We start from the raw sequence: 10,985 nt of genomic DNA, 5'->3' as shown, positions 1-10,985 counted from the left end.
TCCCATTAACTGTTGCGCCGGTAAGCCGGGGCGCGCCGGGGGGGGGGGGGGGGGGCGCGGCCGCGCGTGCGCGCGCGCCTGCGCCGCCGACGCGGGGGCGGGCGGGGGGGGGGGGCGCCCCGCCGCCTCCCTGGAGGAGACGGTGCGCCTCATCGAGGCGGCCGGCGGCACGGCTGCCGCCGTCACCGCCGACGTCACCGACTCCGACCGGCTCCGGGGCCTCGTCCGCGAGACCGTCGACCGCTTCGGCGGGCTCGACATCGCCGTCAACAACGCGGGGATACTCCGCGGCACCGTCCCTGTCGGAGAAGTGAGCGAGGAGGACTGGGACGCGGTGCTGCGCACCAACGTCACCGGGGTCTGGCTGGCCATGAAGCACGAGATCGCCCACATGAAGGAGAACGGGGGCGGGGTCATCGTCAACATCGCCTCCAACCTCGGCGCGCACCTGCGTATCCCGAACGCCGCCGCGTACATCACGTCGAAGGCGGCGGTCTCCGCGCTGACCCGCGCCGCCGCGCTCGACCACATCCATCAGGGCATCCGCATCAACGCGGTCAGCCCGGGCGCCTCCGCCGCCCCGATGTCGCTCCTGCCCGGCGAGACCGAGGCCGACCGGGCGGAGCGGGTGAAGTCGGAGAACCCGCTCGGCCGGGTCGCGGAGGCCGAGGAGGTGGCGGCCGCCGTGCTCTACCTCGCCTCGCCCCTGGCCGGTTCGGTGGTCGGCACCGATCTCGTCGTCGACAGTGGGGCGTCGGCCTGACCTGATCTGTTCCCGTCGCCGGCCGGGAGCCGGGAGCCGGGGGGCAGGGGACGGCGGAGGGGGTCGGTGCGGCGGGGCTCGGTGCGGTGGTGGGCCTGCGCCGGCCCGCTGCCGCGCCGTGGGCCGGCTAGCCGTACATCGCGCTGCTGTAGGCGTACAGGGCGATCACGCCGGCGACGCAGACGAGGATCACCCACGAGCTGAAACTCGTGTGTCTTTCCTTGGGTCTTCCGGTCCTTCCGGGTTTTCCGGGCCTTCCTGGTTTCCCGGTTCTCCCAGTTCTCCCGGATCTCCCGGATCTTCGCTTCGCCGTCTTCGCCGACCGACGGGAGCGCCCGGAAGTCTCCCCGTCCGGAGTGGCCCGCACCGCATCGGCCGCCGCATCGGCCAGCAGGCGGCGGCAGGCTGCGGCGAGCACATCCGTACCGGCGGAGAGGGGCACCACGGCCTCCGAGCGCGCCGGGGCGGTGGTGCCGCCGTCCAGGATGCGCCCGGCGCGTACGAGGATCTCGTCCCGGCCGCCCGCCGGAGCGAGGCTGATCCACCGCCGTACGTGTTCGCCCCGGATGACCATCCCCCCGGACCGCTCCCGGTACACGGTGTGCTCACGCCACAGAACGTCCGCCAACTCCTGCGCCGTACTGCGCAGTTGTGCGCTCACGATCCATCCCCCTCCGCCTCACAGCGAATCGAACAAGCATCGCACTCTACTGGTGTGTGCAGATCTTGTGTTCGCCAGGCCCACCGGGCTGGAGGAGAGCGTCGCGACGGTGGCCATGCCGGCGCCCTGCGGCCGAGCGGCGACCAACGGCGGCCCTCGGTGCCGCGGGGGATCAGCCGGCGCTGTCCTCGGCGAGCGTGTGCGCCACCAGGGCGTTGGCGTGCCCGTGGCCCAGGCCGTGTTCGGACTTGAGCCAGGCGACCAGCTCCATGTGCTTGGTCAGCGGGGAGGCGCGGATGAGGTCCTTCCACTCGGCGACCGGGCGGCCGTACTTCTTCTCGATCGAGGGGAAGTAGCTCGCAGGGCCCTTCACGGCGTTGTCGGTCATGGCGTGTCCCGTCTGTCGGTGGGTGGGGGGGGGGACGGCGAGCGCCTGCCCCCGTCCGGTCGGTGTCACATCTATGACCGGCGGGGGACGGCGAAATCATCGGTGGATCAGGGGGCGTTGTTCTTCGGGCTCTTCGGGGCGGGGAGCGTGAACGTCGGCTTCCCTGAAGGGAGTCGGGTCGTGTACGCGCTGATGTACGTGTCCAGGTACGGTGCACGCTCACCGGCCGTGGGCGTGTCGTCGGACGGGTCGTCCAACGAGAGGCCGAGCCGTGCGTCCTTGATCCGTACGGTCTGCTTCGACGGGGTGTCGAGCCAGTCGCCGGTCCCGATCGTGCCGATCTCCACGGCCAGTGCGTGGCCGGCCTCCAGGGTCCAGTCGGCCGACTTGAGGTCGAGGGCCAGGCGGTCCGCGTCCAGGCGGGAGACCTGCTCGTCGAACATGACGGCCTTGCCGTCCTCGGCCACGTCGTACAGCTTGACCATCACGTTCCCCTCCCCCTCGGCGGCCATCGAGACCCGCGGGGTGCCGGTGATGCGGGTGGGCCGGTCCAGGGGCCGGGAGCGTACGACATAGCTGTTGGAGGGATCCGGGGTCCGCTGCGAGATCTTCCCGGGCGTCCCGCCGGGCGTCTTGCCGGTGGAGGGGGCTTCGCCGTCGTCCACGTAGACGCCGTCGCCCAGCGGCACGGTCACCGCCCGGTCCGTCTCCGGCCAGGTCTTCTGGGCGCGCCAGGCACCGGTGGAGTCCTGGATCGCGTACGGCGGGTGAGCGGCCGTCGGCTTCTCGCCCTTGAGGTACTGGTCGTAGAAGGACATCGTCTCCTCGAACCAGCCCGCACGGCCCATCTCCAGGCGCCCCTTCTCGTCCTTCTCGTTGCCCCTCACGTGGTCCCACGGACCGAGCCAACCGCGCTGCGGGCCCTGGTGGTTGGCCAGGAACTCCCGCATCCCCTCGGGCTTGGTGTTCGACTCGGTGAAGCCCTGGGTGAAGAACAGCGGGGTGTCGGTGCCCTCGGCCCTCTCCGCCTGGTCGCGTTCGGTCCAGTACGGGTTGGCCGGGTCGGCGATGCGGTAGCCGTCCGAGTTCGCCACGAAGCACTCCGGGTGCTTCTTCTCGTAGTCGGCGTTGGCCCGGTAGCGGGCGTCGTCGTCCTTCATCCCGGGCATCGCGGCGATGGCGTTGTACGTGGTGGCGGTGGCTACGGCGTTCGGGCGGGGCACGCCGTTGGAGTGGATGAGGCGGTACGCGTCCCACACCGGTTCCTGCGCGACGACGGCCTTCAGCGCGTCCTGGTCGAGGTTGTTGCCGATGAGCCCGGTGAGCGCGTCGAAGGACTTGCCGTACATCCCCACCGCGCCCGTGGACCACGGGCGGTCCGCGGTCCAGTCGATCGCGGCCCTGATGTCGGCCCGGTCGCCGGGGCCGCCGAAGTCCAGGCAGCCGGTGGAGCCGCCGAAGCCGCGCGTGTCCACCATCACGAACGCGTAGCCCTTCTTGAACAGGTCGGTTCCCTCCATGAAGTCCTGGAAGCGGGCCGAGGGGCCGGAGCGTTCGTGGCCCTCGGGGGCGATCTCCCCCGCGTGCCCGAAGTACGCGCTCGCCGACAGGATCACCGGCACCTTCTCGCCCTTGGCCAGGCCCTCCGGCAGCAGGACGTCCGCATGCAGCTCGGTGCCGGAGCCGTCGGAGGACGGGAAGTAGTGCTGGGTCCAGACCGCGCCATCGGGGACGCGGTCGTTCTCCTCGTGCGTGACGCCGTCCGTCGCGGTCGCGGTCCTCGTGGTGGTCGCGGTACTCGTCGTGGTCGCGGTCCCGGCTTCCGGCGGGGCGGCGACGGCGGGGGCGACGAGCGTGCCGGTCAGGGCGATGGCGGTGATGAGTCCGGTGGTGGCCAGGCCGGCCGCCCGGTGCATCCGGGGGGTTCGGGGCGTTCGGTCAGTCGGTCGGTGGGGCTTCAACTGTTCCTCCCTGGTGGTGGGGTGTGGGGGCTGTGCTGCGCTGCGCAGGTCTGGTTCTGGCCGGGCCGGAAGCCCGGGTCAACGGTCGTCCGGGCCCGCCGCCTTGAGCCGCTTCGCCGAACTGCGGCCCGCCCAGAGGACGACGAGAAGGGCGACGGCGAGCAGGGGGTAGCCCATGGCGAGCTTCGTGAAGGCCAGCCAGCCGGTCCGGTCCTCGTCGTACAGCCACTGCTGGACGACGAACCGGGCGGCGAAGACGGCGGTCAGGGTGAGCGTGGCGATGTCGTAGGCGCGCCGCGACGGCTTGTCCCGCAGCCAGGCGGTACCGGTGCCGTTGAGCGCGCCCCAGACGACTCCGGCCAGCGGCCGGCGGACGACGACCGAGAGCAGGAAGAACGCGCCGAGCGCGAGGTTGGACCAGATGCCCAGCAGGAAGTAGCCCTTGGCCGACCCCGTCTTCCAGGCGACGAACGCGGCGACCGCGACGCCGAACAGGCCGGACAGGGCCGGCTGGAGGGGCTCCTTGCGGACCAGGCGCAGCACGGTGATCGCCAGACCCGTACCGAGGGCGGTGACGATGGCTCCCGTCAGCCCGAGGGCGGCGTTGGCGAGGACGAAGGCCGTGACCGGCAGCATCGTGTACACCAGGCCGGCCGGGCCGCCCATCTGCTCCAGCGCGGTCCGCTGCTTCACGTGTTTCACGTGCTTCCCCGGCGTGCCGCCCGGTTCCTGTGCTCCGGACCCGGTGCGGGAGGGGTGTACGGATGCCGTCATGGTGCGAGATCAACTCCCCGGTTGTCGCCCGGCGGTGCGGCGTGCCCCCACCGCCCCGGCGGTCTCCGTGATCGTGTGCGTAACTCCAACCTGCCCGGGTGCGGCGGCCCGGCGGGATGCCGACTGTCATGGATCGGCATGACGGATGTCATGGGCACAGCCATGCCGTCGCCCGACGCCGGGCGCTCAGCACCGTGGCACGCGGGCGGACCGCCTCCCAGCCGATGCTGACGCCGCGCGGGAGCCGGCCGTCCTACGACGACGCCGATACCGACACCTCGGGATCCGGCTCCGGCTCCGGTGCCGGATCCGGTCAAAGACCCGGACGGCGGGGCGTCGGAGCCGGTGATCACACTGGTACGGACGTGGCGTGCTGGTGAGCGGGGGAGTTGAGGATGGAGCCGAAGGCAGAGCCGAGGCCGGCGAATCGTACGGGAACCCACCTGGAGGACCGGGTGAAGGACTGGGCCTCCCGGCACCGCACGGGGCTGCTGGTCGCGGTCGGGGCGGTGGTCGTCCTGCTGATCGCCGGGAACGCGATGCGTGAGCCGGCGAAGGACTGGTGGCTGGCGCGCGAGGCATGCGGCGGCCAACTGCCCGCCAGGGAACTGGGGATCGTACGGACGGATCAGCGGCTCGGGGAGACACAGGAGTCCTTCGACGCCGACGACGGCACGTACGACTGCGTGCTGAGGAACGAGAACGGCCAGGTCGTGATCGCGGTGGAGGCCTTCCCGGAGGGAATCGGGCGGGATCGGGAACTCGGGTCGGCCGGAAGCTCCCGCCCGCCGCACGCCGTGCTGCCGGGCGGACTGCCCGGCTTCGAGGACGACAACAGCCTCGTCTATCTGATGCCGGATTGCCCGCGTGGGGCACCGGCGGAAGCGGAGAAGGACGAGGCGGCGGAGAACGGGGTGGAGAAGACGGCAGAGCGGCGCCGGCTGCTCGTGAGCACCTGGACGTACTTCGCGCACAGCCCTGCGGAGAAGGCGGCCATGCTGCGGCTCGCCGTCCACATGACGAACGTGGTGACCGAGAAGCTCGGCTGCGGCGGCGAGCCGCTGCCCGCCCCGGCGGACGGCGCGGTGCCGGACGAGGGGACGTACGTGCCCCGCGCCCGGGCGAAGGGCACCGCCTGCGACGCCCTCGCCACCACCCGCGTCCCGGAGGCGGGGCGCGACGGCGAGGTCCGCATCGCCGTCGCCGACGGCGGGATCGTCGGCCGGTGCACCCTGCGCGCCACGGAGTCGTACGCGGATGCGCGGGAGGGTACGGCGATCGTCGAGCTGACCTCCTGGCTCGGCGACTGGGGCCCGCGGGTCCGCGACTGGGGCCTGGGCCCCGACCCCCTGCCGATGGGCCGGGGCATCGGCCGGAGTCCCGCCCTCACCGAGGACCGGGCGTGGGCCGTCGCCCGGTGCGACGGGGACGACGTCGGCTTCGCCGCGCACTGGGGTCAGGACTATCCCGACCGGCCCCGGAAGCCGGGCACGAAGTACGTGCCGCCGACCGAGGCCGAGCAGTACGAGCAGCGCGTGCAGCTGCGCGCGTACGTGTCCGCGTTCGCGGCGGATCAGGTACGGCGCGGGGCCTGCACGGACCTGAAGCTGCCGGAGAAGCCGGAGCGGCCCGCGCAGCCCGGCCGGCCTGAGTAGACCTGAGTAGACATGAGCAGGCCTGAGCAGGGGTGAGCAGGCCTGAGCAGGGGTGGGGGCGGAGTAGCCCCCGGAGGCACCGGAGGCCGGCTCCGTTCTTTGTCTACTCTTTACCCGGATCGGGGCCGATGCCGGGATGGCCGCGCGGCGCGAGCGTGTTGGGGCCGGGTGGACCACCCCCGCAATGGACAGGAACCCGACGTGACAGACGTGACAGACGAGGCAGCCCCGGTAGGCCTGACGGAGACGGCAGGCGTGACGGAGACGGCAGGCGTGACGGAGACGGCAGGCGTGACGGACGCGGCAGGGGCGACGGACGCGGCTGGTGCCGGGCTCGCCGCCCGTGCGGCGGCCTCCCTCTCCCGCCCGTTCTCGGTCCGCGGGCTCACCGCCCGGAACCGGATCGCGATGGCGCCCATGACCCGGCAGTTCTCCCCGGACGGCGTCCCCGGACAGGACGTGGCGGACTACTACACCCGCCGCGCCGCCGCCGATGTCGGCCTGATCATCACCGAGGGCACCTACGTCGACCACGAGTCCGCGGGAACCAGCGACCGGGTACCGCGCTTCCACGGCGACGCCGCGCTCGCGGGCTGGGGACACGTGGCGGACTCCGTGCACAGGGCCGGCGGCGCGATCATCCCGCAGCTGTGGCACGTGGGCGTCACCCGCACCGAGGGCGCCGGGCCCGTCCCGGACGCCGAGCCGGTCGGCCCCTCGGGTCTGTCCCTGAGCGGCGAGCCCAAGGGGCGCGCCATGACGCAGAAGGACCTCGACGACGTCATCGCCGCCTTCGCCGACGCGGCGGCCGCCGCCGAGCGCCTCGGCTTCGACGGCGCCGAACTGCACGGCGCCCACGGCTACTTGATCGACCAGTTCCTGTGGTCCGGTAGCAACCGGCGTACCGACGCCTACGGCGGTGACCTGGTCGCCCGGACCCGTTTCGCGGCCGAGATCGTGGCCGCCTGCCGCGCCGCCGTCTCCGACGCCTTCCCCCTCTTCTTCCGGATGTCCCAGTGGAAGTCGGACAACTACGAGGCGAAGCTCGCCCAGACCCCGCAGGAGCTGGACGCCCTCCTCACGCCGCTGGCCGAGGCCGGTGTCGACGTCTTCCACGCGTCCACCCGCCGCTACTGGCTGCCGGAGTTCGAGGACTCCGACCTGAACCTGGCCGGGTGGGTGAAGAAGATCAGCGGACGGCCGACCCTCACCGTCGGCTCGGTCGGCCTGGACGGTGACTTCTTCGGCTCCTTCCAGGGCAACGACTCCCGGGTCACCGGTATCGAGCAGTTGCTGGACCGGATGGAGCGCGACGAGTTCGACATGGTGGCCGTCGGGCGGGCGCTGATCGCCGACCCCGAGTGGGCGGCGAAGTCCCTGCGCGGGCGCACCGCGGACATCACCCCGTTCTCCGCGGAGATGCTGAAGCATCTGCACTGACCGGCAAGTCCCGCTCTAGGACGCCCTGTTCGCCGCCGCCGGAAGTTCCGCGCGGACGGCGGCGATCAGGGCGCGGCCGGCCTCGTGGGCGGCGGCGCTGCCCTCGGCGGGGCTCGTACCGGCACGCTGGTGCAGCACGACGCCGATGACCAGACGGTCGACTCCGGCGACCTCCTGCCTCAGGGCCCAGACGAGGTTGCCGCCCGCCGGGGTGGAGGAGCCGGTCTTCAGCCCGATGACCCCGTCGTGCCCGAGCAGCTTGTTCGTGTTGCGGAAGGTCACCCCGGCGCCCGGGGCCGTGACGCGAGCGGTCGCCACGATCCGCCGGAAGGCCGGGTCCTTCATCGCGGCCCGGGCCAGCCGCAGTTGGTCCACCGCCGTGCTCCTCGTACTCGCCTCCATGCCGCTCACCCCGGTGTACGTGGTGGCGTGCATGCCGAGCCCGGCGGCCGCGCGGTTCATCTTCGCCACGAACGTCTTCTCGTCTCCCGCGTCCCAACGGGCCAGCAGCCGGGCGATGTTGTTGCCGGAGGGCACCATCATCAGTTCCAGCAGCCGCCGTTGGGTGTACTTCCGCCCGGCGAGCACCGGGGCGGTCGTCTCGACGGAGGAGTACGACTCGTCGGCCGCCCGCTGGTCGGCGACCACGGTCGCGCCGGGGGCCTCGGCGCGCATCGGATGGTCCCTGAGGATCACGTAGGCCGTCATGACCTTGGTGACGCTGGCGATCGGCACCGGCTTCTGCTCGCCCCGGGTGCCGAGGCTGCCGATCCCTTCGACCGCCACGCTCGCCTGCCCCTCGCGCGGCCAGGGCAACTGCATCGACCGGGCGAGCGGCGCCACCTCATCCGCCGGGCCGCCGTCGCCGCCCTGCGCGGTCGTGGACCGGCCGCCGCCCCCGGCCGCGTACCAGCCTCCCGTGCCGGCCACGAGCACCACGGCGGCGGTCAGCGGTACGAGGACCGATCGGCGGCGAAGGCCGAGGAACCGGACACGGAAGCGGACGCCCTTTCCGGCGGGCGGGGGTACCACGGGGGCTGCGGGCATGGGTTCCTCCAGGTGACACCGGTGCGGTTTCCCGTACCGGAGTCACCTTCGAGGAGTCGTTCTTCCGGACCCGTACAGCACCGTTTCCGCCCCCGCGAGAGTGCGTTTCGGTTCCGTATCAGGCGGTGCGTGCGGGGGTAGCCAGGTCGAGGACCGCGAGCGCTCCCCCGCCCGGGGCGTTCGTGAAGGTCAGCCGGGCGCCGAGCACCTCCGCCTGGCCCTGGGCGACGGTCAGCCCGAGGCCGTGCCCCCGGCCGCGTTCGCTCGCGCCGGTGCGGAAGCGCTGCGGGCCGCGCTCCAGCAGGTCGGGCGGGAAGCCGGGGCCGTGGTCGCGTACGGCGATGCGCGCCCCGGTCACGGCCACCTCGACGGGGGCCGCGCCGTGCCGGTGGGCGTTGGTGACGAGGTTGACCACGATCCGCTCCACCCGGCGCGGGTCGGTCTCCACCACCTCGGCGTCCGCTGCGGTGACGTCCGTGTCCGTGCCGGTACGCCGCACCACGTCCGCGACCAGTTCGCCCAGCGGAACCGGGTCGAGACGGGCCCGCTCGGCGCCCGCGTCCAGGCGGGAGATCTCCAACAGGTCCTCGACCAGGGCGTTCAGGGCCCGCAGCCGGTCCCGTACGAGACCGGTCGCCTCGTCGTCCTCGGGCAGCAGCCCGGCGGCGGTGACCAGGCCCATGAGCGGGGTACGCAGTTCGTGCGCGACATCGGCGGTGAAGCGACGCTCGTTCTCCAGCTTGCGCTGGAGGGCGCCGGCCATGTCGTCGACGGCCGCCGACATCTCGGTGATCTCGTCACGGGCCCGCCCGGCCGGTCCGATCCGGGCGTCGAGGTCGCCGTCGGCGATGCGGCGGGCGGTACGGGCTCCGTGGCGCAGCCGCCGGTTGATCGGTTCCGTGGCGAGGGCGGCGAGCGGGACGACGAACAGGAGTGCGGCGAGGACGGATTTCACGATGCTGCGGTCCAGGAGCTGGAGGCTGCGGACCTCGGTGCTCATGTCGTCCCGGACGACGAGGAACCGGTCGTCGTCGACGGCCACTGCGCCCCACATCCAGAACCAGTTGGGGGGATCGGCGTCGTACCAGGTGGCGTATCCGCCGCCCGTGTCCGAAGCGGCGGGGGCCGGCGGGTCGGCCTCCGGTTGGCCGGTCGCCGGCAGGTCGGTCGCCGGCAGGTCGGTCCCCGGCTGGTCGGTCCCCGGCTGGTCGGTCCCCGGCTGGTCGGTCCCCGGCTGGTCGGTCCCCGGCTGGTCGCTCGCCGGCTGGTCGCTCGCCGGCTGCTCCGCGAAGCCGGCGAGGTCGCGGGCCAGTGGTTCCGGCAGTTCGGCCCTGCTCCGTACGTCGATGTCGGCCGGCGCCCTCCCCGTGCGGTCGTACTCCCGCTCGGCGGCGATCAGCCGGGTCAGCGTCCGGTCGGTCCCCACGCGCAGGCCGCGTTCCCGGGTGGCGTCATGCACCAGGAAGCCGATGACGGCGGCGACCGCGCAGCAGGCGGCGGCGGCCAGTGCGGCGATCTTCCAGCGCAGGGCCCGGGGGTTCAGGAAGTCCACGGCGATCGCCGGCCGCTCAGCCGCGGACGAGCTTGTAGCCGAAGCCGCGGACCGTCTCGATCCGCCCGCTGCCGATCTTCTTGCGCAGCCGCAGCACGCACAGGTCCACGACCCGGGTGTCGCCCTCCCAGCCGTAGTCCCACACGTCGCGCAGCAGCCGGCGGCGGTCGAGCACCGAGCCGGGCGCGGCGGCGAACTCCAGCAGCAGCCGCAGTTCGGTGGGGGTCAGCGACACGGTCTCGCCGGCCCGGCGTACCTCCATGCCGAGGGTGTCGACGGTCAGGTCGCCGAAGGCCAGTACGTGGTCGGGGGCCTCGGGCGGCGGACTCGCAGCGGGCCGAAAGGTGGCGCGGCGCAGGAGGGCGCGGATCCGGGCGACCATCACGGCGGTGTCGACGGGCTTGATCACGTAGTCGTCGGCCCCGGCCTCCAGGCCCGCGACGACATCGAGGGCGTCGCCGCGCGCGGACATCATCAGGACCGGTACGGAACTCTCCTCGCGGATCCGGCGGCAGAGCCCGATGCCGTCCAGCTCGGGCAGCATCACATCGAGGATCAGCAGGTCGTGCGCGCCCGCACGGAAGGCCTCCAGACCGCTGAGCCCGTCGGCGGCCACGTCGACCCGGTAGCCGTAGCGTTCCAGGGCCAGTTGGACGGCACGGCGGATGGTGGCGTCGTCCTCGACCACCAGCACGCCGACGGGCTCAGCGGTCTGGAGGCCTTCCGTGCGGGCGCGCACGACCT

10 protein-coding genes are annotated in these 10,985 nt (G+C 72.8%); 3 read left to right on the top strand and 7 right to left on the bottom strand.

The window, feature by feature from the left end; all coding sequences use genetic code 11:
* Positions 1-4: 4 nt before the first annotated feature.
* On the top strand, positions 5-763 hold the full coding sequence (locus JS521_RS03445) for an SDR family NAD(P)-dependent oxidoreductase (protein ID WP_205081258.1): 759 nt from the start codon (positions 5-7) through the stop codon (positions 761-763).
* Between the two features lie 127 nt (positions 764-890).
* Here JS521_RS03445 and JS521_RS03440 read toward each other — a convergent pair whose 3' ends face one another.
* From JS521_RS03440 to JS521_RS03425, 4 genes are all read right to left on the bottom strand, one after another.
* Positions 891-1,424 carry a hypothetical protein gene (locus JS521_RS03440; protein WP_307847758.1) on the bottom strand — a complete coding sequence of 178 codons (534 nt, stop codon included), beginning with the start codon at positions 1,422-1,424 and terminating at the stop codon, positions 891-893.
* Positions 1,425-1,596: 172 nt separating this feature from the next.
* Positions 1,597-1,812 carry a DUF4287 domain-containing protein gene (locus JS521_RS03435; RefSeq protein WP_205081212.1) on the bottom strand — a complete coding sequence of 72 codons (216 nt, stop codon included), beginning with the start codon at positions 1,810-1,812 and terminating at the stop codon, positions 1,597-1,599.
* 107 nt (positions 1,813-1,919) lie between these two features.
* Positions 1,920-3,728, bottom strand: a complete 1,809-nt coding sequence (locus JS521_RS03430; RefSeq protein ID WP_205081211.1) for a CocE/NonD family hydrolase — start codon at positions 3,726-3,728, stop codon at positions 1,920-1,922.
* A 123-nt stretch (positions 3,729-3,851) separates the two neighbouring features.
* On the bottom strand, positions 3,852-4,547 hold the full coding sequence (locus tag JS521_RS03425; RefSeq protein ID WP_205081210.1) for a DUF3159 domain-containing protein: 696 nt from the start codon (positions 4,545-4,547) through the stop codon (positions 3,852-3,854).
* A 395-nt stretch (positions 4,548-4,942) separates the two neighbouring features.
* Between JS521_RS03425 and JS521_RS03420 the strand changes: the two genes are divergently transcribed.
* Positions 4,943-6,202, top strand: coding sequence for a hypothetical protein (locus JS521_RS03420; protein ID WP_205081209.1), 1,260 nt, complete (start codon positions 4,943-4,945; stop codon positions 6,200-6,202).
* Between the two features lie 291 nt (positions 6,203-6,493).
* Positions 6,494-7,642, top strand: coding sequence for an NADH:flavin oxidoreductase (locus JS521_RS03415; RefSeq protein WP_205081256.1), 1,149 nt, complete (start codon positions 6,494-6,496; stop codon positions 7,640-7,642).
* Between the two features lie 15 nt (positions 7,643-7,657).
* On the opposite strand, the gene JS521_RS03410 is transcribed toward JS521_RS03415, so the two are convergent.
* The 3 genes from JS521_RS03410 to cseB all read right to left on the bottom strand — a co-directional run bounded on the left by JS521_RS03410 (position 7,658) and on the right by cseB (position 10,980).
* A complete protein-coding gene (locus JS521_RS03410; protein WP_205081208.1) occupies positions 7,658-8,689 on the bottom strand; it encodes a D-alanyl-D-alanine carboxypeptidase family protein in 1,032 nt (343 codons plus the stop codon).
* A gap of 118 nt (positions 8,690-8,807) precedes the next feature.
* Positions 8,808-10,241: a sensor histidine kinase gene (locus JS521_RS03405; protein ID WP_205081207.1), complete on the bottom strand. Its 1,434-nt coding sequence runs from the start codon at positions 10,239-10,241 to the stop codon at positions 8,808-8,810.
* A gap of 16 nt (positions 10,242-10,257) precedes the next feature.
* The gene (cseB, locus tag JS521_RS03400) at positions 10,258-10,980 is read right to left on the bottom strand and encodes a two-component system response regulator CseB (RefSeq protein WP_205081255.1); all 723 of its coding nucleotides are present in this window, start codon (positions 10,978-10,980) and stop codon (positions 10,258-10,260) included.
* Between the last annotated feature and the right edge of the window lie 5 nt (positions 10,981-10,985).

The sequence above is a fragment of the Streptomyces durocortorensis genome, from assembly GCF_016901035.1.
GTDB classification, from domain to species: domain Bacteria; phylum Actinomycetota; class Actinomycetes; order Streptomycetales; family Streptomycetaceae; genus Streptomyces; species Streptomyces durocortorensis.
This window is presented reverse-complemented; position numbering and strand designations above follow the sequence as displayed.

Bases quoted from the DNA above. Each gene is read 5' to 3' on its own strand.
- JS521_RS03435 (WP_205081212.1), bottom strand. From the start codon at position 1,812: ATGACCGACAACGCCGTGAAGGGCCCTGCGAGCTACTTCCCCTCGATC.
- JS521_RS03430 (WP_205081211.1), bottom strand. From the start codon at position 3,728: ATGCACCGGGCGGCCGGCCTGGCCACCACCGGACTCATCACCGCCATC.
- JS521_RS03425 (WP_205081210.1), bottom strand. From the start codon at position 4,547: ATGACGGCATCCGTACACCCCTCCCGCACCGGGTCCGGAGCACAGGAA.
- JS521_RS03420 (WP_205081209.1), top strand. From the start codon at position 4,943: ATGGAGCCGAAGGCAGAGCCGAGGCCGGCGAATCGTACGGGAACCCAC.
- JS521_RS03410 (WP_205081208.1), bottom strand. From the start codon at position 8,689: ATGCCCGCAGCCCCCGTGGTACCCCCGCCCGCCGGAAAGGGCGTCCGC.